This window comes from Enterobacter cloacae complex sp. HYC080_NIDB, assembly GCF_056673325.1.
This window is the reverse complement of sequence record NZ_CP114212.1, coordinates 1,383,073-1,404,182: the sequence shown is the minus strand read 5'-3', so window position 1 is coordinate 1,404,182 and position 21,110 is coordinate 1,383,073. Positions and strand designations below refer to the sequence as shown.

The following is a 21,110-nucleotide window of genomic DNA, read 5'->3' as shown; positions in this document are numbered from 1 at the left end:
GGCTTCGCGCTATTTGAGTAGTGATATGCGAAGGTGTTCTCCAGGCCCACAGGCGCAAATTAAATTTCGTCAGGCGTACGCAGGTTGGTGACGGCAATACGTTCACCACGTTTACGCTCGCGCTCAGATTGCATGTTCGCGCGGTAGACACCCTGATCGCCAACAACCCATGAAAGCGGACGACGCTCTTTACCGATAGACTCCTGCAGCAGCATCAGCGCCTGCATATAGGCTTCTGGACGCGGCGGGCAGCCCGGGATGTAAACATCCACCGGAATGAACTTATCAACGCCCTGCACAACGGAATAAATGTCGTACATGCCGCCAGAGTTTGCACATGCGCCCATGGAAATAACCCATTTTGGCTCCAGCATCTGGTCATAAAGACGCTGAATAACAGGTGCCATCTTGGTAAAGCAGGTACCGGCTACCACCATCAGGTCAGCCTGACGCGGGGATGCACGCAGTACCTCGGCGCCAAAACGCGCAACGTCATGCACCGCAGTGAATGACGTCACCATTTCAACGTAGCAGCAAGAAAGGCCAAAGTTGTAGGGCCAGATAGAGTTCTTACGACCCCAGTTGACCATATCGTGCATGGCATGTTCGAGTTTGCCCATGTACACGCTTTTGTTGACTTCTTGCTCCAGGGGGTCGGTTACGATCTCCTGTTTTTGCAGGGGGTAACGGTCATTCTCACCGTTAGGATCTATGCGGGTGAGCGTATAATCCATCTTATTGCCTCGCTGTTACTGCTGACGATTAGAGATACTGTTTTCCGGGTTGATGTGTTCACGACGTGAACGCACAGGCGTCCAGTCAAGCGCGCCAATACGCACCAGATAAACCAGACCGGCCAGTAACACTAAAATGAAAATTGCGGCCTCGACAAAGCCCACCCAACCACTTTCGCGGATGGAGGTCGACCATGCGAACAGGTAGAGCGCTTCCACGTCGAAGATGACGAAGAACATCGCTACCAGATAGAACTTGGCAGACAGGCGTAAGCGAGCGGAACCTACTGAATCAATACCTGATTCGAAAGGTGTGTTTTTGTGCCTTGCACGGGCGCGACCGCCCAGGAACCAGCCGCCGACTAACATCAGGCAGCACAGGCCAATGGCTACAATAAGAAAGATTGCGAATGCCCAGTGATGAGCGATGACTTCTGTGGATGTTGACATACTCATTGCTTACTCATCAAAAGTGATACCGACGACACTGCTCTTGCTGGCAGATAGGCATCACATCGATTCATGGGGAGGAACAAATAACCTTACACAAACTGTCTGAAATGAGACGTAGACAGCAAAATGATGGGGTTTTTTACTCCTTTCTATAACCTTTTGTCAACTTTAACAAAGGTTTCTTCACATTAAATTACATCGAGCGATTCTCATTAACATTTGGTGCCCTTTAACCCTGGTGGGTACATGACTTTCCGTCAAATGCAGGTTGTTGAATCGTGTCCGTTTTGGAAGTAAAAAAAATAACCCTCCTATTTTGACAGGATTTGCCAACGATTCCTCCCCCCAAATAGGAGTATTTTCTTGATCTGAGACACGCTTTTGTTAATTCAACCAAAAAACCAGCAACATATTTGCTGTTTTTTTAACATCGTTAGGTTATGGATGAAGTTAGAACTGAAAACGAACAGAATTTAAGCAAAAGCATTTATGGCATTGATAAATAGACTCTATTTATGAAGCCCCTTCGTCAAACAGGGATAATATTGACAAAAAAAAGCCACTGCGTGCGAAAACGACACGAGTGGCTTTTTTTTACACTTACATTTTGTTACCAGAATTTTGAGCGTTTGATCACTCAAAGTCACCTTCAACGATCAGGGAATCATCCCCTCCTTCGGAGGTAACATGCTCGTACTGCCACGGGTTATGGTAGTTTTCCATCGCCTCGAACACCACTTTCGCCAGCTCGTTATGACTGGACGCATTATGGCAAAGCAGATACTCAGTATCTGGCAGCGCAGGAAGACCATCAGATTTACCGAGAACGCGCAGGTCAGGGCTCATCATCTCCACCGGACGGGCCGTTACGCCAAGTCCTGCTTTGACGGCGGCACGCACCGCAGGCAGCGTGGACGCTACATACGCCAGACGCCATGGAATATTGGCTTCATTTAATGCTGTCAGCACCATATCGCGGAAAGGGCTCGGATCGTCCAGTAAAACCAGTGGAACGGGCTCCCCTTTTTGCAACACATATTCAGCCGCGCAATACCAGTGCGTCGGCGATCTGCGCAACGTCAGGCAATCAAACTGCCCGGGACGATGCGTGGTGACCACCAGATCGACCTTATTCTCATTTAACATCTCAACCATAAAAGCATTGCGCTTGACGCTCACATCCAGCGCAAGTTTCGGATAAACCGAACTAATTCGGTTGAGAAGAAACGGTAATATTGTATCCGCTGACTCATCAGATGCCCCTAAGGTTAACACCCCCTGAAGGTTGCTAAACATAAGTGACATACATGCTTCATCATTAAAGCGAAGAATTTTCCTGGCATAACCCAGTAGCTGAATACCGTGTTCCGTTAAGAGCTTATTGCGTCCGTGACGGGCAAAAAGCTCTTTACCGACCAGTTGCTCCAGCCGCTGCATTTGCTGGCTAACGGCGGACTGAGTTCGGCAGACGGCGGCAGCAGCTGCTGCAAAAGTGTTGAGATCGGCGACCGCAACAAACGTTCTCAGCAGATCGAGGTCGAGATTCATTATCGGACGATTTGCATTTATCATATCTATTCACTTTCAGGTTGCTCGTGCGGAGCTGCCCGGGTTGAAGCTGTGTGTGTAACAGTTAAGCAATTCCCTCTGAAGATTTTCCCTCGCATCCCGGCCCGGCAGACTGCCTGACAGATAGTTATTGTGCTGCTTTATATCAACAGTCAGAAAGCACGTTTCATGACGATATTTTTATTCTCTTAAACGTTCAGGATATTTAGATGTTCGCAGGTTTATGTAAATTACATTAAAGGCGTGACACCTTTTCTGCCATCTTTATCGCAGCGCTGTCAACGTAGCAGGAGATGTTTTACACATTCCAGCCAGAGATAACTCTAACAATAACAATCAATTAAATCGGAAAACCAGTTTCAGATATACAACATTTGGGTATCTTTCATCTGCTTTACCTAAAGACATCTTAACCCAAATCCACTTTATTTATAAGTCTTATTGCAATATTAAGGAGTAAAGCGCTTTGTTAAGCTTCTCAACTAATTTTATTAAAATTAACTAAAGTTGCATTTTGTTGGTTAATAATAAATAAATTTTAATTTCGATTAAGGTCATTCATTAATAACACTTAACATTATTTTCACATGAGTAACTTTTAGCCGCTGCAGGCTATTACTGCAAGATTTTTTCAACACTCAGGTTTTACGAAAAGTCACGCAGCGTGACTTCTGTCTCTCCTCTACGGGTCATTTATTTTCCACCGGGATAATATCCATTTTTTACAATTATTTTCAGCACAATCCCCCTTAACCAGCGCATTTGACCTTACGTTACGACAGTAAAAGCGTCAACAAACAGCAAAAAAGATTCACCAGAATTTCACAACATGCACAAAATCTTCTACTGCACACCCTTCAAAACGAAGCGTGGGGGGAGTACATTATTCCGTGCTGACTTCCACGGCAGGGAGTGGCAATAATAGCGAAAAGGTTAAAGGTTCATGTCCCCTATCGAAAAATCCAGCAAGCTAGATAACGTCTGTTATGACATCCGTGGCCCGGTTCTGAAAGAGGCAAAACGCCTTGAGGAAGAAGGCAATAAGGTTCTGAAGCTCAACATTGGTAACCCTGCGCCATTTGGTTTTGAAGCGCCGGATGAGATTCTGGTTGATGTGATCCGCAACCTGCCCACAGCGCAAGGCTATTGCGACTCAAAAGGACTTTATTCCGCACGTAAAGCCATTATGCAGCACTACCAGGCTCGCGGCATGCGTGACGTTACCGTAGAAGATATCTACATTGGCAACGGTGTCTCTGAACTGATCGTCCAGGCCATGCAGGCGCTGCTGAACAGCGGTGACGAAATGCTGGTTCCCGCGCCAGACTATCCGCTGTGGACGGCTGCCGTATCACTGTCCAGCGGTAAAGCTGTCCATTATCTTTGCGACGAATCCTCTGACTGGTTCCCGGATCTGGATGATATTCGCGCGAAGATTACCCCTCGCACGCGCGGCATCGTAATTATCAACCCGAACAACCCGACGGGCGCGGTCTACTCAAAAGAGCTGTTGATGGAGATCGTTGAGATCGCCCGCCAGCACAACCTGATCATTTTTGCCGACGAAATTTACGACAAGATCCTCTATGACGCGGCGCAACACCACTCCATTGCCGCGCTGGCCCCGGACCTGTTGACCGTTACCTTTAACGGCCTGTCTAAAACCTACCGTGTGGCCGGTTTCCGCCAGGGCTGGATGGTACTCAACGGCCCGAAAAAGCACGCCAAAGGCTATATTGAAGGGCTGGAAATGCTGGCGTCTATGCGTCTTTGCGCCAACGTGCCGGCACAACATGCAATCCAGACCGCGCTCGGTGGCTATCAGAGCATCAGCGAGTTTATCGTCCCTGGAGGCCGCCTGTACGAACAGCGTAACCGCGCGTGGGAGCTGATCAACGATATCCCGGGCGTCTCCTGCGTGAAGCCAAATGGGGCTCTCTATATGTTCCCGAAAATCGACGCGAAGCGCTTCAATATTCACGACGATCAGAAGATGGTGCTCGATTTCCTGTTGCAGGAAAAAGTGCTGCTGGTTCAGGGGACGGCATTTAACTGGCCGTGGCCGGACCATGTGCGTATCGTGACGCTGCCGCGCGAGGACGATCTCGAAATGGCTATCAGCCGCTTCGGGCGATTCCTCTCAGGTTATCATCAGTAACGTAGCCATTCTGCCGGGTAGCGCTGCGCTTACCCGGCCTACAAAATCCGCAAATTTGCATCTTGCCTCCCCTCCCCGCACAATGAAGTCCTGTCGCAGTGAAGACAAAAGGTAACCTATGAGTCAGAGTCATTTCTTTGCCCACCTCTCCCGCCTGAAACTCATCAACCGCTGGCCGCTGATGCGCAACGTGCGCACAGAGAACGTATCAGAGCACAGTCTTCAGGTTGCCATGGTCGCGCACGCGCTGGCCGCCATTAAAAACCGCAAATTTAACGGGCAGGTGAATGCCGAGCGCATCGCATTGCTGGCGATGTACCACGACGCGTCAGAAGTGTTAACCGGTGATCTGCCGACGCCGGTGAAATATTTCAACTCACAGATTGCGCAGGAATATAAGGCCATTGAGAAAATCGCCCAGCAGAAGTTGATCGACATGGTGCCGGAGGAGCTGCGCGATATCTTTGAACCGCTCATCGACGAGCATCAGTATACGGAAGATGAAAAGTCGCTGGTCAAACAGGCCGACGCGCTGTGCGCCTATCTGAAGTGTCTTGAAGAGTTGTCTGCGGGCAATAACGAGTTTTTACTGGCGAAAACGCGTCTGGAAAAAACCCTGGCATCCCGCCGCAGCGACGAGATGGATTATTTTATGCAGGTATTTGTGCCGAGCTTCCATTTATCGCTGGATGAGATTAGCCAGGATTCACCGTTGTAATTTTAGCCGGGTGGCGGCTTCGCCTTACCCGGCCTACGTTTCTGCGCTCACGCTAAAACGGGAATAAAACCGGAATTAACACCACGCACACCACCATCACCAGCACGGTGAATGGCACGCCAATCTTCACAAAATCGCTGAATTTATAATTTCCTGGCCCCAGCACCAGCGTATTGACCGGGGATGAAACCGGCGTCATAAATGCCGCTGAAGCCGCCATCGCCACCATCATCGCAAACGGGTAGGGTGACACGCCCATGGATTTCGCCATCGCCAGCGCAATGGGCGCCATCAGCACCGCCGTGGCGGTATTGGAGATAAACAACCCGATCGTGGCGCACATAATGAACAGGCACACCATCATCAAATACGGTCCGTACCCGCCGCCCATGTCCATGAGCCCTTTAACGATTAAATCTACCCCGCCGGTTTTTTGCAGCGCGAGGGCAAAAGGCATCATCCCCACGATAAGAATGATGCTCGGCCAGTGAATGGCTTTATAAGCGCTCTCGGCGTCGATACAGCGGAATTTCCCCATCAGCAGACAGGCAATGATGGCGGCTATGGGGTTTGGAATTTCATCGGTCAGCATCAGCGCGACCATCAGCACCAGACAAAAAATCGCGTGCGGCGCCTGGCTGTGCGCCGGAGACGCATCGCTCTCCTCAACCGGCATGTTGAGCACCACAAAATCACGCCCTTTTTGCCCGAGTTGGCTAATCAACTTCCAGTTTCCCACCACAAGGAAGATATCCCCCAGCAGGATCGGTTCATCCACGACGGCCCCTTCCATCGCCACGCCGTCGCGCTTCAGCCCCACGACGTTCAGGCCATACCGGGTGCGGAACCCCATTTCGCGCACGGTTTTGCCCAACAGTTCGGACTCGGGGATCAGCGAGACTTCAGCCATACCGACATCCAGCGCCTGATCGGAGAAATACTCCCCGCGCAGCACCATTGGCTCCAGCAGTTGTTCGCTGCAGAACTCGCGCAAATCCACATCCGCAGTGGACATATCGATCAGCAGGACGTCACGCGCCCGAAATTCCGATACGCCATTGACGTTGACGATCACCCGGCGAAAACGGCGCCAGCGTTCCACGCCGATCACGTTCGCCCCATAGCGCTCGCGCAGTTTCAGGTCGTCAAGACGCTGGCCGACCATCGGCGAGCCGGGGCGAATGGCCAGACGCCGTGCCCGCCCGGTGAGGCGGTACTCTTTGATGAGATCGCGGAAAGTGCGCCGCTTCCACCCGTCTTTGTTTCTGTCCTGGTTCTCGCCTTTCAGGGCAAAACGGGTCAGCAGCATATAGACCACGCCCATCGCCAGAATCACCAGACCCAACGGGGTGACGCTGAAAAAGCTGAAGCCCTGAAAACCTTCCCGCAGCAGCTCACTGTTTACGACCAGGTTCGGCGGCGTCGCCACCAGCGTCATCATACCGCTTATCAAACCGGCAAAACTCAGAGGCATCATCAGTCGCGACGGCGAGCTTTGCATCCGTATGGAGACGCTCAGTACCACCGGGATAAAAATAGCGACCACGCCCGTTGAGCTCATAAACGCCCCCAGCCCGGCAACCGTCAGCATCAGATAGATCAGCATTTTGGTTTCACTGCTGCCGGCCACTTTAACCAGCCACGCGCCCATGATGGTCGCCACACCGGTGCGCACCAGGCCGTCGCCAATAATAAACAGGGCGGCAATCAGGATAACGTTAGGATCGCTGAACCCGGAGAAAGCTTCCGGTAGCGTAAGCGTGCCGCTCAGCACAAACGCGACGATGACAAACAGGGCAACGGCATCCATGCGCACCTTACCTGTGGCGAAGAGAATAATGGCGATTAAAAGCAGGCTCAGGACCCAAATCAGTTCACCGTTCACAACCTATCCTTGTCAGTGGAAGATGAGGAATTTTGCCATAAAAAAGCCCCAGCAACGTGGGGCTAAATCATGGGATTACATTTTTAGCGAGACGGTTACAACGCCATCGGGCGCCTTAGACACTGCCAGTGCCGTCAGGGAATCCAGCACAAAGTCCGCCTCACTCAGCCGGGGAGACCCCGCCGGAACGTTAACGGCAATGACGTGACTCCCGGCGTTCAGCCCGGCCAGCACGCCTGCCGCCGCGTCTTCCACGACCACGCACTCAGCGGGAGCGAGGCCCAGCAGTTCAGCGCCAAGCAAAAACGCGTCCGGCTCTGGCTTGCCGCGCTTAACGCGTTCAGCGGTAATGAACACCTCGGGCTTCGGTAAACCGGCCGCTTTGTGACGGGCATGCGCGACCGGAACAGAGCCGGACGTGACGATAGCCCACGGGATCTGCGCTTCGTTAAGATGTTCAAGCAGTTCGCGTGCGCCAGGCAGTGCAGTGATACCCTCCGTATCGGTGGCCTCAATCTGCTCCAGGTATTTGAACTCCGCCTGAATCTCCTCCTCAGAACGCCCCGCTAAGAAGTGCCGCAATGAGGTTATGGCCTGCTTGCCATGGATGAAATTCAGTACGTCCTGATGGTCGATACCCTGTCTGTCAGCCCAATGGCACCATGAACGCTCCACAACCGGCAGCGAATCCACCAGCGTACCGTCCAGATCAAACAGAAAACCTCTACACTGCACACGCACCTCCGTCAGGCATTAATGATTTGTTGAATTTCGTTGCTGCTTAAATGGTACTGACGCGGGCAGGCGTGCCACGCGCTCAGCATGCGCTGGTATTTATCCCACATTGGGGTCTGCGCGTTAAAGCCGTGGGTACCCGCATCGAAGTGGGTATAACGCCCTTCGGTATTCACCATAAAGCGGACATAGCTCAGATAACGCGCTTCCGTCGCTGCATCAAAGCCTAAGAAGGTGACACGGCGCTCGTCAATGGACTGCTGATCTTTGAGATTAGTCCAGGAAACATGCAGGGCGTGGTACATCTCCATAATGTCGATCACGATGCGGCAGGTTTCTTCTTTCAGCTCACCAAACTCGCGGTCCAGTTCGCGCATTTGCAAACCAAACCCCCGTTCGACGATAGTCTGCAGGCGGCTGTAGCGCGCAGCGTTATCGGGATCAAGCATTGTCATCATTTTGTACTGGTTAGACAAAATCAGACGTTGAGCATGGGTCATTTCCATCTTTCGACTCCTGTAGCGCATTGCACTGTAAAAAAAAGACACGGTAACGGTTTGTTACTGTGCCTTTTTTTGTTGGTCGTTTCGATGATCAATCACAAGTCATCGAGGAATGTTTTATCCAACTGCTTAAAAGCGCGCTTTAACGTGTCCGCCAGCGCCTGGTAATCTGGCTTGCCTTCAACCGGAGCAAGCGCCTGCCCGGCCTCCTCCAGTTTTCCACGGACTTCATAAAACCAGTGTAAAATAGAAGGTGGCAGTGGCGTGATGGACCGTTTTCCTAGCCACCACAGCCCCTGCATCGGCAGGCTTAACGCAAAGAGTGCTGTCGCCACGGCCGGGCCAAGCTGTCCGCCTAACGCTATTTGCCAGCACAGGGTAAAAATGGCGACAGGGGGCATAAAGCGAATCGCGTAGCGCGTGGCGCGGATGGTGCGATTCTCAATAAACATTGGCGCAAGGCGCTTTTCCATCGGCCACGTCTTTGCGTAATGCTGTCCCCGACGAAACAGACTGAAGAAATTCACGGTAGGGGTTTCGGGTGTCGACATGGCTGTACCTCAACTTCACGTATAAAAATTAAAATTTTTGTGCAAAACCACAACAGGCTATGACAACGTTCAAAATATTTTGTCATCGCTACCCCGTATCGGGTATCCTGTGCCAGCCTGATTGGGCCATAGACGAGAATCATTCACTCGTCAAATTATCGCACATTATGCCATTGGCTGAAAATTGTGCAAAATGGCATAAAATCATAGTTATTTCTTCCATCATGCCACAATGTTCGTTTGGCATGATGTTAATCATAAATGTCCGAGTCATCATGCGTTACGCTGTTAGACTCACTGACGTTTTTTTAGCCACGTATCAATAATAGGTACTTCCATGTCGAGTAAGTTAGTACTGGTTCTGAACTGCGGTAGCTCCTCACTGAAATTCGCCATCATCGATGCGCTCAACGGTGACGAGTACCTCTCTGGTTTGGCCGAATGTTTCCATCTGCCTGAAGCACGTATCAAGTGGAAGATGGACGGCAGCAAACAAGAAGCGGCTTTAGGTGCAGGCGCCGCTCACAGTGAAGCGCTGAACTTTATCGTTAACACTATTCTGGCACAAAAACCAGAACTGTCTGCTCAGCTGACTGCGATTGGTCACCGTATCGTCCACGGCGGCGAAAAATACACCAGCTCCGTCGTGATCGACGAATCTGTTATCCAGGGCATCAAAGATTCTGCCTCTTTTGCTCCGCTGCACAACCCGGCGCACCTGATCGGTATCGCTGAAGCGCTGAAATCCTTCCCGAATCTGAAAGACAAAAACGTGGCCGTGTTCGACACCGCGTTCCATCAGACCATGCCGGAAGAGTCTTACCTCTATGCCCTGCCATACAGCCTGTACAAAGAGCACGGCGTACGTCGTTACGGCGCGCACGGCACCAGCCACTTCTTTGTGACTCAGGAAGCCGCAAAAATCCTGAACAAACCTGTTGAAGAAGTGAACATCATCACCTGCCATCTGGGCAACGGTGGTTCTGTTTCTGCTATCCGCAACGGTAAATGTGTTGATACCTCCATGGGTCTGACCCCGCTGGAAGGTCTGGTGATGGGTACCCGTTCCGGTGACATCGACCCGGCGATCATCTTCCACCTGCACGACACTCTGGGCATGAGCGTTGACGACATCAACAAAATGCTGACTAAAGAGTCTGGCCTGCTGGGTCTGACCGAAGTCACCAGCGACTGCCGCTATGTTGAAGACAACTACGCAGAGAAAGCAGACGCTAAACGTGCAATGGACGTTTACTGCCACCGTCTGGCGAAATACATCGGTTCTTACACCGCGCTGATGGACGGTCGTCTGGACGCGGTTATCTTCACCGGTGGTATCGGTGAGAACGCGGCTATGGTTCGTGAACTGTCCCTGGGCAAACTGGGCGTTCTGGGCTTCGACGTTGATCACGAGCGTAACCTGGCTGCGCGTTTCGGCAAGTCTGGCTTCATCAACAAAGAAGGCACCCGTCCGGCTATCGTTATCCCAACTAACGAAGAGCTGGTCATCGCGCAAGACGCACACCGCCTGACTGCCTGATTCCACACCGCCAGCAATGCTGGCGGTGCTGTTTTGTAACCCGCCCCGTGTCGGCGGTAACGAAAGAGGATAAACCGTGTCCCGTACTATTATGCTGATCCCTACCGGAACCAGCGTCGGCCTGACCAGCGTCAGCCTTGGCGTAATCCGTGCTATGGAACGCAAAGGCGTTCGTCTGAGCGTCTTTAAGCCAATCGCCCAGCCTCGTGCCGGTGGCGATGCGCCTGACCAGACCACCACCATCGTTCGCAAAAACTCCAATCTGCCTGCGGCTGAACCGCTGAAGATGAGTCACGTTGAGTCGCTGCTCTCCAGCAATCAAAAAGACGTTTTGATGGAAGAGATCATCGCCAACTACCATGCAAATGCGCAGGACGCAGAAGTGGTGCTGGTTGAAGGTCTGGTCCCGACGCGCAAACACCAGTTTGCTCAGTCTCTGAACTTTGAAATCGCGAAAACCCTGAACGCAGAGATCGTTTTCGTCATGTCCCAGGGCACTGATACCCCGGAACAGCTGAACGAGCGTATCGAACTGACACGCAGCAGCTTCGGCGGCACGAAAAACACCAACATCACCGGCGTGATCGTGAACAAACTGAACGCCCCGGTTGACGATCAGGGCCGTACTCGCCCAGACCTGTCTGAGATCTTCGACGACTCTTCCAAAGCGAAGGTCGTCAAAGTTGATCCGGCGAAACTGCAGGATTCCAGCCCGCTGCCTGTTCTCGGCGCGGTACCCTGGAGCTTCGATCTGATTGCCACCCGTGCAATCGATATGGCGCGTCACCTGAACGCGACCATCGTTAACGAAGGCGATATCAATACCCGCCGCGTGAAGTCCGTGACCTTCTGTGCGCGTAGCATTCCGCACATGCTGGAACACTTCCGCGCAGGTTCCCTGCTGGTAACGTCTGCCGATCGTCCTGACGTGCTGGTTGCAGCGTGTCTGGCGGCGATGAACGGCGTAGAGATCGGTGCCATCCTGCTGACCGGCGCTTACGAGATGGACCCACGCGTGAGCAAGCTGTGCGAACGCGCGTTTGCCACTGGCCTGCCGGTCTTCATGGTGAATACCAACACCTGGCAGACCTCCCTGAGCCTGCAGAGCTTCAACCTGGAAGTGCCGGTTGATGACCACGAGCGTATCGAGAAAGTTCAGGAATACGTTGCAGGTTACATCAACGCAGACTGGATCGAATCCCTGACCGCGACCTCCGAGCGCAGCCGCCGTCTGTCTCCTCCAGCATTCCGTTACCAGCTGACCGAGCTGGCGCGTAAAGCGGGCAAACGCGTTGTTCTGCCAGAAGGTGACGAACCACGTACCGTTAAAGCGGCGGCTATCTGTGCAGAGCGCGGCATCGCGACCTGTGTGCTGCTGGGTAACCCGGATGAGATCAACCGCGTTGCGGCGTCTCAGGGCGTTGAGCTGGGTGCGGGCATCGAAATCGTTGACCCTGAAGTGGTTCGTGAAAGCTACGTTGCCCGTCTGGTTGAACTGCGTAAGAGCAAGGGCATGACCGAAGCCGTTGCGCGCGAGCAGCTGGAAGACAACGTGGTGCTGGGTACGCTGATGCTGGAGCAGGACGAAGTTGACGGTCTGGTTTCCGGTGCAGTTCACACCACCGCAAACACCATCCGTCCACCGCTGCAGCTGATCAAAACCGCACCGGGCAGCTCTCTGGTCTCCTCCGTGTTCTTCATGCTGCTGCCTGAACAGGTTTATGTTTACGGCGACTGCGCGATCAACCCGGATCCAACCGCAGAGCAGCTGGCTGAGATCGCTATTCAGTCCGCAGATTCCGCGACTGCCTTCGGCATCGAGCCGCGCGTTGCGATGCTCTCCTACTCCACCGGTACTTCTGGTGCAGGTAGCGACGTAGAGAAAGTGCGTGAAGCGACCCGTATTGCTCAGGAAAAACGTCCGGATCTGATGATCGACGGTCCGCTGCAGTACGACGCCGCCGTGATGGCTGACGTGGCAAAATCCAAAGCGCCGAACTCTCCGGTTGCAGGTCGCGCTACCGTGTTCATCTTCCCGGATCTGAACACCGGTAACACCACCTATAAAGCGGTACAGCGTTCAGCAGACCTGATCTCCATCGGGCCAATGCTGCAGGGTATGCGCAAACCTGTGAACGACCTGTCCCGTGGTGCGCTGGTTGACGATATCGTCTATACCATCGCGCTGACGGCGATCCAGTCTTCGCAGCAGCAGTAATTGTAAGGTCTTGCCGGATGGCGCTTCGCTTATCCGGCCTACAGGACCGTAGGCCCGTTAAGCGCTAGCGCCACCGGGCAACAAAAAGGCGACCACAAAGGGTCGCCTTTTTTATTACAGCAGCTCTCGCGCCGCCGACACGATGTCATGTGCCGTCAGGCCGTACTCCTTCTGCAGGAAGTCCTGCGTCCCCACCTGACCGTAACGCTCTTTCACCCCCACGCGGCGCATTGGCACCGGGCAGGTTTCCACCAGCACTTCCGCCACCGCCGAGCCAAGACCGTTGTGAATGCTGTGGTTTTCACAGGTCACGATGCGCCCGGTTTTCTCAGCGTAGTTTTTCACCAGCATGCGGTCGATGGGCTTCAGGGTGAACATATCAATAACCGCTGCACTGACCCCCTCCTGCTCCAGCTGACGCACCGCCTCCAGCGCTTCCGCTACCATAATGCCATTGGCGATAAGCGTAATATCGCTTCCCTCACGCAGCACGTTGCCTTTACCGATGGTGAAGGTTGAGCCCGGCGCATACACGCTCGGGGCCTGCTTACGGATGGTGCGTACCCAGTAGAAGCCTTCCAGATCGATAAGCTGGCGCAGCACATCGTCAAACATCACCGCGTCGGTCACCTCCAGCACCACCGAGTGCGCCAGACCGCGCACGATGCCCATATCCTCGAACGACATATGCGTCCCACCGTTGTGACAGGCCGTCACGCCAGCATCCGAGGCTATCACCTTCACGTTGTTACGCTGATAGTCCAGGGACATAAACAGCTGGTCGAAGCAGCGTCGGCTGGCAAACGCGGTGAACGTATGCACGAACGGTTTGCGACCGGTGAGCGACAGCCCGGCAGCTGTACCGATCACGTTGGCCTCCATGATGCCGCAGTTAATCACGTGCTGCGGATAATCGCGCGCCACGCCGTCCATCGCCATCGAACTCATCAGGTCCGCTTCCAGGGCGATAATCTCGCTTCCGGCCTCAATCTGCTTTGCCACGAAGCCCGCGTAGACCTTACGCATCTCAACGGCGTCTTTCTGTCCTGCCGGTGCAACCTTAATCATGTGAAGCCTCCAGTTGGCGAATCGTCTCGTTGAGGGCCGCTTTGCTCTCCGCGGTCAATCGCAGGTGGTGCGAATTGCTGAGCTGTTCGAGATACGGCACCCCCTGCCCTTTGATGCTGTCGAGGATCACCACCTGCGGGCGGGCGTCTTTCGCCGGCACGCGCGACGTCACGTCCAGCAGCGCCGAAATGTCGTCTCCCTTCACGGTCACCACGTCAAAACCAAAGGCACGGAATTTCCCTTCGAGGTCAAACGCGCAAATGATTTCATCCAGTTCGCCATCCAGCTGCTGTTTGTTCCAGTCGACGAATACCGTCAGATTGTTCAGACGATGGTGGGCAATAAACTGGAAGGCTTCCCAGCACTGTCCCTCGTTCAGCTCGCCGTCACCGACAATGCAGAAAACCCGATTCGGTCGCCCCGCGAGCTTGTGCGATAGCGCCATCCCGCCAGCAATGGAAATCCCCTGCCCCAGCGAACCGGTGGTCGCATCCACGCCGCGCGTTTTCAGGCGATCCGGATGGCTCGGCAGGCGCGTACCGTTCTGGTTCAGGGTGCTCAGTTCCTCCACCGGGAAGTAGCCCTTGATCGCCAGCGTGCTGTACAGCGCCGGGCCCGCATGGCCTTTCGACAGGACAAAGTAGTCGCGCTCTGGCCAGTCCGGATCCGCCGGGTCGATTTTCATCACCGCGCCGTACAGCACGGCCAGCGTTTCGACCACCGACATGCTGCCGCCGTAGTGTCCAAATCCGAGCTGCGTCAGCGATTTCAGCGTCTCAAGGCGAATCTGGCGCGCCAGCTCGGTTATCTCATTCTCATTCATGATTTGGCTCCGGTATTTTCCTGCGCGTTACCGCCCGCAGGTTTGTTTTTCGCAAACAGGTTGTAGGCCACCAGCAGCGCGAACAGCGCCACGACCAGCCCGGTGATGGCAAGCGGTGACAGGAAGCGCGCCAGGTTACCTAGCACAATCCCCACCGCGCCGAAATCGGCGTCCGAGAAGGTGGTGTTAGCAAAGCCAATCGCGCCCAGCACCGGCAGCAGCAGAACCGGCAGGAAGGTAATCAGCAGACCATTGGCGAAGGCGCCTATCATCGCCCCGCGACGTCCGCCAGTGGCATTACCGAACACGCCCGCCGTTGCACCGGTAAAGAAGTGCGGCACGACGCCCGGGAGGATCAACCCCCAGCTGAACTGCCCGCAGATGAACAGCCCGACAATCCCCCCGAGGAAGCTGAACAGGAAGCCAATCAGCACGGCATTTGGCGCATACGGGTAGACCACCGGGCAGTCCAGCGCGGGACGTGCGTTCGGCACCAGTTTTTCAGAGAAGCCGGTAAAGGCCGGGACGATTTCCGCCAGAATCAGGCGCACGCCCTGCAGGATGATGAAAACGCCCGCCGCGAAGGTGATCGCCATGATAATGGCGTAAACCAGGTAGTTCTGACCGCCGCTGAAGGTGGCTTCGACGTACTCCCGCCCGGCGCTCACCGCCATGATCAGGTAGATAATCATCATCGTCAGGGAGATAGAGATCGAACTGTCGCGCAGGAAGCTCAGGTTCTTCGGCAGGTTCATCTCTTCGGTTGAACGAGAGCCTTTGCCGACCTTGCTGCCAATCCAGCCAGACAGCACGTAGCCCAGGGTGCCGAAGTGGCCGAAGGCGATCTCATCGTTACCGGTGATGCGCTTCATGTAACGCTGCGCAATGGCCGGGAAGAAAGCCATAATCAGGCCGAGGATCAGCGATCCGGTAAAGACCAGCCCTACCCCCTCAAAGCCCGCCACGGTGAGAATTACGCCAATCATGCACGCCATGTAAAACGTGTGGTGCCCGGTCAGGAAGATGTACTTCAGACGGGTAAAGCGCGCGACGATAATATTCGCTACCATCCCAAACGCCATAATCAGCGCGGTAGAGGCACCGTATTTTTCCAGCGCAATCGAAACAATCGCTTCATTATTGGGAATGATGCCCTGAATATTAAAGGCGTGCTCGAACATCCCCCCCAATGGATTTAATGACCCCACCAGCACCGTGGCGCCACCACCCAGCACAATAAAACCAAGAATCGTTTTAATGGTTCCCTTCACCACATCTGAAAACGCTTTTTTCTGCGCAACCAGACCGATCAAGGCAATTAATCCGACCAGCACCGAAGGGACTTTTAAAATATCAACAACGAAATTCAGCGTTTCAAGGATAAACATATCCACCTCGCCTTATCAGGATTATTGTCTTTCGAACCAGGCGCGCAGTTGCGCTTCAAGTTCGTTGATATCAATGATGTTATTGATCACCACCAGTTGGCTTTCCGGTACGCTGGCGCTGGCGGCAATATCTTTTGCCATCACGAACAGGTCAGCCGCGCCCGGCGTGGCGGAGGAGAGATCGGAGTGTTCAACCTCGGCGTCAATTTCCAGCTTTTTGAGCACCTTTTTAATGTTCATTTCGACCATAAAACTGCTGCCCAGGCCAGACCCACAAATAGCCATGATTTTCATTGTTGTCCCCTTTTATGAGTAGAGCACGCCCCATCACGCTGGCGCGTAATGTTGTGAATAATCGGATTAAAGAATTAAATCAGAAGCGGTCAATAATGGTTTTAATGTCCTCCAGGGTATTCGCCTGATGTAATTTTTCCATATCTTCGTCGCTGGAAAATAACTCTGCCAGCGATGAGATCATCTCGATATGGCTATGTTTGTCCGGTGCCGCGAGCATAATAATGACATCGACAGGGTCAAACTCCCCGGCACCAAAAGAGACACCCTGTTTTAGTTTTAGTAATGACAACCCCAGTCCTTTGGCGCCTTCTTCCGGCCGCGCATGCGGCATGGCCAGCCCTGGTGCCAGCACATAATACGGTCCTAAAGCATGGTGCTGCTGAATGATTGCCGTCACGTATTCCGGTTCAATCACCTGCAGCTCCAGTAACGGTTTCGCGCATATCTCCAGCGCCTGAGGCCAGCTTTCAACGCTCTCCTGAAGCGTGATGGTTGTATCATATATCCACTTTTTGAGCACTTTTCACTCCGTCGTCACGCCAAAGATGAGCAAACTTTATTCAACCCATCAATCCTTGACTGCGATCCCGGTCACAAAGATAGCGCTACCAACGATTAACATGCAGAAGTGTGATAGCGCTATCAAAATGCCATCATCGTGTGAAATCACAGCAAAAAAAGGGATTTAAGGCGTATACTGCCTGTCACCTGGAGTGAAGGAATAAGAACGCGTCTGGTCAGCAGGAAGGTGTATGTCTTTAACCCGAAAACGGCGCAGTACCGGAAAAGTCACGCTCGCGGATGTCGCACAGCTTGCCGGAGTTGGCACGATGACCGTCTCCCGTGCGCTCCGCACGCCGGAACAGGTTTCCGATAAACTGCGTGAAAAAATTGAAGCTGCGGTGCAGGAACTGGGTTATATGCCCAATCTCGCCGCCAGCGCACTGGCATCGGCGTCGTCATGGACGATCGCAATGGTTGTTCCTAATCTTTCCGAAGCTGGGTGTTCAGAGATGTTTGCCGGGCTACAGCAGGTGCTTCAGCCTGCCGGATACCAGATCATGCTGGCCGAGTCTCAGCATCGTCTTGAACAGGAGGAAAAGCTGCTGGAAACGCTGCTGGCGTCAAATATTGCCGCCGCGATCCTGCTCAGCGTGGAGCATACCGACACCGTTCGCCACTGGCTGAAAAATGCCTCCATCCCGGTGATGGAGATGGGTGCTATGCGCGCCGACCCGATTGATATGAATATCGGGATTGATAACGTGGCGGCCATGTATGAGCTAACAGAAATGGTTATTAAGCGCGGCTACCAGAATATCGGCCTGCTGTGCGCCAACCAGGAACAGTGGATTTTCCAGCAGCATTTGCAGGGCTGGTACAAAGCGATGCTGCGCCATCATCTGTCGCCGAACCGGGTAATTAACGCCGCCATGCCGCCGAGCTTCTCGACCGGTGCGGCGCAGCTGCCTGAGTTTCTGCTGGCGTGGCCGGAGCTGGATGCGCTGGTATGCGTTTCAGACGAACTGGCCTGCGGTGCGCTGTATGAGTGTCAGCGTCGGCGAATCAAAGTGCCGGACGATCTTGCCGTCGTAGGCTTTGGGGATAGCGACGTCAGCCGCGTCTGTCAGCCGCCGCTGACGACCATGGCGGTACCGCATCGAAAGATTGGAATTGAGGCCGGGAAAGCGTTACTGGAACGTCTGAATGATGGAGACTGGCGCGACCATAAACCTATCGCGTCCAGCCTGTGTCTGCGGGAAAGCTGTTAAGGCTTATTCAGCCTCTTCCTCTTTTTCCGCTTTATTTTCCGGCTTAGCGGATTCGTTTTTGGCGTTGCGGGTCATCCATAGCGCCAGTGCTTTTAACGAATCCGGCGTGAACTCGTCGCAACGCGCGGTAATCTCTTCCGGCGTCATCCAGCAGACTTCGCTCACTTCTTCTTCCTGCAGGGCGAAAGGCCCGTGGGAAACGCAGCTAAACAGTCCGCCCCAGACGCGGCAATGTTCGTCTTCGAAATAGAACTGCCCGTGTTCAGCAAATGGCACACCGGCAATCCCTAACTCTTCTTCCGCTTCACGACGCGCGGAATCCAGCAGCACTTCATCGGCCTGCACGACACCACCCGCTGTGGCATCCAGCATACCTGGGAGAAAATCTTTCGTGTCCGTGCGACGCTGAACCAGAATCTTGCCCATGCCGTCATGCACAACAATGTAGGTTGCACGGTGACGCAGACGCTCTGCACGCATTTGTTCGCGGCTGGCCTGCGCGATCACTTCATTTTCTTCGCTGACAATGTCAACCCATTCAGTACTTGCCAAATGATTCTGCTCCACCATCGGGAAACCTTCTCGTCTAAGCGCTCTTTCGGCGCGTTTGCAGTTGGGGTGTAACTTACGGATTAATCGCTACCTGCGCAATAACTTGCTGATCATTAAGTGCGATTACGCTCAGGGTATTTCCATCCAGCATGCCATAGCTCGCAGGATATCCGCCTTTGGGTATGCTGACCGACCCCGGGTTAACGTGATAAATTTCACCGCGTTTTTCAGCCACCGGAATATGAGTATGACCGTAAACCAGGACATCGCCAGCCGCGAGTGCCGGGAGATTATCCGGGCCGAAAAGGTGCCCGTGGGTCAGGAACAGGCGGCTGTTTTCCAGCAGTACCTGTTGCCACGGAGCGGTAAGGGGAAAGTGCAGTAGCATCTGGTCGACTTCGCTGTCGCAGTTACCGCGCACGGCAATGATGCGCGAGGCAAACGGATTAAGCTTCTCCGCGACCTGCGCAGGGGCATAGCCTTCTGGCAGCGCATTGCGCGGGCCATGGTTTAACACATCCCCCAGAATCACCAGCCATTGCGCGCCGCTTTGCGCAAACAGAGAAAGCACGCGCTCGGTCGCGGGCAGCGATCCATGGATATCCGACGCAAACATCAATTTCATTCGTCTCTCCCTCGGAAAACTCACTGCCCTTATCATACCTGAAGCGTCAGGGCTTATCAGCCCGCGCGCTTAGCGGAGAGTGCCACATAGCGCTGCACAGAGGCGCGCTGCCACTGGAACGCTGCATAATCCACCAGCAGCTGAGGGACTTCATCGCCGTTGAGGATCAGGCGGTTCAGCATCAGCGCCAGGTCGGTATCGGCAATGCACCATTCACCAAACAGGTTCGGATTGCCGTGCGCGAGAAGCGACGTGGCCGTTTCAATCAGTTTTTGGGCGCTGTGCGTACCTTCCGCGCTCAGAGCTGGCTTTTTCACCCCGGCAAACACGACATCTGTCGAGCGCTCTACACGAATCGGCACCAGGTCGCTACGTAGCCACGCCTGGATCTGCCGCGCACGGGCGCGTTTTTGCAGATCGTGAGGATAGATCCGTTCCCACTCGGGCGGCGCAAAACGATCTTCCAGGTATTCATCGATCGCTGATGATTCGCTCAGCGCAAAGCCGTCAACCTCCAGCACCGGCACGCGTCGGGTGAGATCGTAACCCTGCCACTGCGGTTTGAGATGTTCCCCGCCGTCGAGATCAACGGTCTTCAGCGTAAAAGTAAGCCCTTTTTCAGCCAGCGCAACGTACACGCTCATGACATAGGGGGAAAAGAAATTCGCATCGGACCACAACGTGATTAGGGGCTGGTTCATAACATCCTCATCGGCTGATCGGTTTTTTACTCAACATATAATCTCTTTGCCCCGCTGTCACTTGATGAAAACTCACGATTTACAACAATTACCTATACTCAGTTGTCGTGGCACTACTATTCGCATGGACAGGAGTTGAGAATGATTGACCTTTATTACGCCCCTACCCCAAACGGCCATAAGATCACCCTCTTTCTCGAAGAAGCCGAACTGGATTACAGAATCATTCGCGTGGATATCAGCAAAGGTGAACAGTTCAGTCCTCTCTTTCTGGCTATCTCGCCGAACAATAAAATTCCGGCCATTATTGACAATCAGCCGGCCGACGGAGGAAGACCGTTGAGCCTGTTTGAATCCGGCGAAATTTTGCTCTATCTGGCGGAGAAAACCGGCAAACTCCTGAGCGGGGAGCTGCGTGAACGTCACCATACCTTGCAATGGCTCTTCTGGCAGGCGAGCGGACTTGGGCCCATGCTGGGACAGAATCACCATTTTACCGCTTACGCCCCGCAGCCCATCCCTTATGCGATAGAACGCTATCAGGTGGAGACGCAACGTTTGTATGGCGTGCTAAACCAGCGGCTGGAAAAAACGCCGTGGCTTGGGGGAGATCATTACAGCATTGCCGATATCGCCTGCTGGCCGTGGGTGAATACCCATGAAAAACACCGGATTGATCTCGCGTCCTACCCGGCGGTGAACAACTGGTTTGAACGTATCCGTACCCGCCCGGCCACCGAACGTGCACTGCAAAAAATCCAGCAGATTTAACCTTATAGGAGGCTGTGTGCCTGCAAGCCTCTCATGTATTATGGGCGGC

Annotated in this window: 21 protein-coding genes; 6 read left to right on the top strand and 15 right to left on the bottom strand. The window is 53.8% G+C overall.

Annotation, left to right across the window (positions count from 1 at the left end; all coding sequences use genetic code 11):
• Positions 1–59 precede the first annotated feature (59 nt).
• From nuoB to lrhA, 3 genes are all read right to left on the bottom strand, one after another.
• Complete coding sequence (gene nuoB / locus O1723_RS06705) at positions 60–734, bottom strand: NADH-quinone oxidoreductase subunit NuoB (protein ID WP_003861482.1); 675 nt, start codon at positions 732–734, stop codon at positions 60–62.
• Positions 735–749: 15 nt separating this feature from the next.
• Positions 750–1,190, bottom strand: coding sequence for an NADH-quinone oxidoreductase subunit NuoA (gene nuoA / locus O1723_RS06700; RefSeq protein WP_014071109.1), 441 nt, complete (start codon positions 1,188–1,190; stop codon positions 750–752).
• Between the two features lie 630 nt (positions 1,191–1,820).
• Positions 1,821–2,759 (bottom strand): transcriptional regulator LrhA, encoded by a 939-nt coding sequence (lrhA, locus tag O1723_RS06695; RefSeq protein ID WP_014884638.1) that lies wholly within the window; start codon positions 2,757–2,759, stop codon positions 1,821–1,823.
• A 940-nt stretch (positions 2,760–3,699) separates the two neighbouring features.
• On the opposite strand from lrhA, the gene alaA reads away from it, so the two are divergent.
• Both alaA and yfbR read left to right on the top strand, forming a co-directional pair.
• Positions 3,700–4,914, top strand: a complete 1,215-nt coding sequence (gene alaA / locus O1723_RS06690) for an alanine transaminase AlaA (protein ID WP_003861471.1) — start codon at positions 3,700–3,702, stop codon at positions 4,912–4,914.
• Between the two features lie 118 nt (positions 4,915–5,032).
• The gene (gene yfbR / locus O1723_RS06685) at positions 5,033–5,632 is read left to right on the top strand and encodes a 5'-deoxynucleotidase (protein ID WP_014884639.1); all 600 of its coding nucleotides are present in this window, start codon (positions 5,033–5,035) and stop codon (positions 5,630–5,632) included.
• 52 nt (positions 5,633–5,684) lie between these two features.
• On the opposite strand, the gene O1723_RS06680 is transcribed toward yfbR, so the two are convergent.
• The 4 genes from O1723_RS06680 to yfbV form a co-directional block, all read right to left on the bottom strand.
• On the bottom strand, positions 5,685–7,517 hold the full coding sequence (locus O1723_RS06680; RefSeq protein WP_023337563.1) for an SLC13 family permease: 1,833 nt from the start codon (positions 7,515–7,517) through the stop codon (positions 5,685–5,687).
• A gap of 75 nt (positions 7,518–7,592) precedes the next feature.
• Positions 7,593–8,252, bottom strand: a complete 660-nt coding sequence (locus tag O1723_RS06675) for a sugar phosphatase (protein ID WP_014884641.1) — start codon at positions 8,250–8,252, stop codon at positions 7,593–7,595.
• A gap of 11 nt (positions 8,253–8,263) precedes the next feature.
• Complete coding sequence (locus tag O1723_RS06670) at positions 8,264–8,758, bottom strand: YfbU family protein (RefSeq protein ID WP_008502874.1); 495 nt, start codon at positions 8,756–8,758, stop codon at positions 8,264–8,266.
• A gap of 92 nt (positions 8,759–8,850) precedes the next feature.
• Entirely contained in the window at positions 8,851–9,306 is a 456-nt protein-coding gene (gene yfbV, locus O1723_RS06665; RefSeq protein WP_014884642.1) for a terminus macrodomain insulation protein YfbV, read from the bottom strand.
• 337 nt (positions 9,307–9,643) lie between these two features.
• Between yfbV and ackA the strand changes: the two genes are divergently transcribed.
• Both ackA and pta read left to right on the top strand, forming a co-directional pair.
• The gene (gene ackA / locus O1723_RS06660; RefSeq protein ID WP_014884643.1) at positions 9,644–10,846 is read left to right on the top strand and encodes an acetate kinase; all 1,203 of its coding nucleotides are present in this window, start codon (positions 9,644–9,646) and stop codon (positions 10,844–10,846) included.
• Positions 10,847–10,922: 76 nt separating this feature from the next.
• The gene (gene pta / locus O1723_RS06655) at positions 10,923–13,064 is read left to right on the top strand and encodes a phosphate acetyltransferase (protein WP_023330971.1); all 2,142 of its coding nucleotides are present in this window, start codon (positions 10,923–10,925) and stop codon (positions 13,062–13,064) included.
• Positions 13,065–13,178: 114 nt separating this feature from the next.
• Here pta and O1723_RS06650 read toward each other — a convergent pair whose 3' ends face one another.
• The 5 genes from O1723_RS06650 to O1723_RS06630 form a co-directional block, all read right to left on the bottom strand.
• Positions 13,179–14,132, bottom strand: coding sequence for a transketolase family protein (locus O1723_RS06650; RefSeq protein WP_248190601.1), 954 nt, complete (start codon positions 14,130–14,132; stop codon positions 13,179–13,181).
• Complete coding sequence (locus O1723_RS06645) at positions 14,125–14,955, bottom strand: transketolase (protein WP_014884646.1); 831 nt, start codon at positions 14,953–14,955, stop codon at positions 14,125–14,127. The genes O1723_RS06650 and O1723_RS06645 overlap by 8 nt, the downstream gene beginning before the upstream one ends.
• A complete protein-coding gene (locus O1723_RS06640) occupies positions 14,952–16,343 on the bottom strand; it encodes a PTS ascorbate transporter subunit IIC (RefSeq protein ID WP_248190604.1) in 1,392 nt (463 codons plus the stop codon). The genes O1723_RS06645 and O1723_RS06640 overlap by 4 nt, the downstream gene beginning before the upstream one ends.
• 21 nt (positions 16,344–16,364) lie before the next feature.
• On the bottom strand, positions 16,365–16,637 hold the full coding sequence (locus O1723_RS06635) for a PTS sugar transporter subunit IIB (protein ID WP_014884648.1): 273 nt from the start codon (positions 16,635–16,637) through the stop codon (positions 16,365–16,367).
• A 79-nt stretch (positions 16,638–16,716) separates the two neighbouring features.
• On the bottom strand, positions 16,717–17,160 hold the full coding sequence (locus O1723_RS06630; protein WP_014884649.1) for a PTS sugar transporter subunit IIA: 444 nt from the start codon (positions 17,158–17,160) through the stop codon (positions 16,717–16,719).
• Positions 17,161–17,392: 232 nt separating this feature from the next.
• On the opposite strand from O1723_RS06630, the gene O1723_RS06625 reads away from it, so the two are divergent.
• A complete protein-coding gene (locus O1723_RS06625) occupies positions 17,393–18,412 on the top strand; it encodes a LacI family DNA-binding transcriptional regulator (protein WP_014884650.1) in 1,020 nt (339 codons plus the stop codon).
• Between the two features lie 3 nt (positions 18,413–18,415).
• On the opposite strand, the gene yfcD is transcribed toward O1723_RS06625, so the two are convergent.
• Genes yfcD through yfcF form a run of 3 tightly spaced genes read right to left on the bottom strand, consistent with a single transcriptional unit; the run spans position 18,416 to position 20,290 of the window.
• The gene (yfcD, locus tag O1723_RS06620) at positions 18,416–18,982 is read right to left on the bottom strand and encodes an NUDIX hydrolase YfcD (RefSeq protein ID WP_006811396.1); all 567 of its coding nucleotides are present in this window, start codon (positions 18,980–18,982) and stop codon (positions 18,416–18,418) included.
• A 55-nt stretch (positions 18,983–19,037) separates the two neighbouring features.
• The gene (yfcE, locus tag O1723_RS06615) at positions 19,038–19,589 is read right to left on the bottom strand and encodes a phosphodiesterase (protein ID WP_014884651.1); all 552 of its coding nucleotides are present in this window, start codon (positions 19,587–19,589) and stop codon (positions 19,038–19,040) included.
• A 56-nt stretch (positions 19,590–19,645) separates the two neighbouring features.
• On the bottom strand, positions 19,646–20,290 hold the full coding sequence (yfcF, locus tag O1723_RS06610) for a glutathione transferase (RefSeq protein WP_014884652.1): 645 nt from the start codon (positions 20,288–20,290) through the stop codon (positions 19,646–19,648).
• A 141-nt stretch (positions 20,291–20,431) separates the two neighbouring features.
• Between yfcF and yfcG the strand changes: the two genes are divergently transcribed.
• Positions 20,432–21,061 carry a GSH-dependent disulfide bond oxidoreductase gene (gene yfcG, locus O1723_RS06605; protein WP_014884653.1) on the top strand — a complete coding sequence of 210 codons (630 nt, stop codon included), beginning with the start codon at positions 20,432–20,434 and terminating at the stop codon, positions 21,059–21,061.
• Positions 21,062–21,110 lie beyond the last annotated feature (49 nt).

Bases quoted from the DNA above. Each gene is read 5' to 3' on its own strand.
- nuoB (WP_003861482.1), bottom strand. From the start codon at position 734: ATGGATTATACGCTCACCCGCATAGATCCTAACGGTGAGAATGACCGT.
- nuoA (WP_014071109.1), bottom strand. From the start codon at position 1,190: ATGAGTATGTCAACATCCACAGAAGTCATCGCTCATCACTGGGCATTC.
- lrhA (WP_014884638.1), bottom strand. From the start codon at position 2,759: ATGATAAATGCAAATCGTCCGATAATGAATCTCGACCTCGATCTGCTG.
- alaA (WP_003861471.1), top strand. From the start codon at position 3,700: ATGTCCCCTATCGAAAAATCCAGCAAGCTAGATAACGTCTGTTATGAC.
- yfbR (WP_014884639.1), top strand. From the start codon at position 5,033: ATGAGTCAGAGTCATTTCTTTGCCCACCTCTCCCGCCTGAAACTCATC.
- O1723_RS06670 (WP_008502874.1), bottom strand. From the start codon at position 8,758: ATGGAAATGACCCATGCTCAACGTCTGATTTTGTCTAACCAGTACAAA.
- yfbV (WP_014884642.1), bottom strand. From the start codon at position 9,306: ATGTCGACACCCGAAACCCCTACCGTGAATTTCTTCAGTCTGTTTCGT.
- ackA (WP_014884643.1), top strand. From the start codon at position 9,644: ATGTCGAGTAAGTTAGTACTGGTTCTGAACTGCGGTAGCTCCTCACTG.
- O1723_RS06650 (WP_248190601.1), bottom strand. From the start codon at position 14,132: ATGATTAAGGTTGCACCGGCAGGACAGAAAGACGCCGTTGAGATGCGT.
- O1723_RS06645 (WP_014884646.1), bottom strand. From the start codon at position 14,955: ATGAATGAGAATGAGATAACCGAGCTGGCGCGCCAGATTCGCCTTGAG.
- O1723_RS06640 (WP_248190604.1), bottom strand. From the start codon at position 16,343: ATGTTTATCCTTGAAACGCTGAATTTCGTTGTTGATATTTTAAAAGTC.
- O1723_RS06635 (WP_014884648.1), bottom strand. From the start codon at position 16,637: ATGAAAATCATGGCTATTTGTGGGTCTGGCCTGGGCAGCAGTTTTATG.
- O1723_RS06625 (WP_014884650.1), top strand. From the start codon at position 17,393: ATGTCTTTAACCCGAAAACGGCGCAGTACCGGAAAAGTCACGCTCGCG.
- yfcD (WP_006811396.1), bottom strand. From the start codon at position 18,982: ATGGTGGAGCAGAATCATTTGGCAAGTACTGAATGGGTTGACATTGTC.
- yfcE (WP_014884651.1), bottom strand. From the start codon at position 19,589: ATGAAATTGATGTTTGCGTCGGATATCCATGGATCGCTGCCCGCGACC.
- yfcF (WP_014884652.1), bottom strand. From the start codon at position 20,290: ATGAACCAGCCCCTAATCACGTTGTGGTCCGATGCGAATTTCTTTTCC.
- yfcG (WP_014884653.1), top strand. From the start codon at position 20,432: ATGATTGACCTTTATTACGCCCCTACCCCAAACGGCCATAAGATCACC.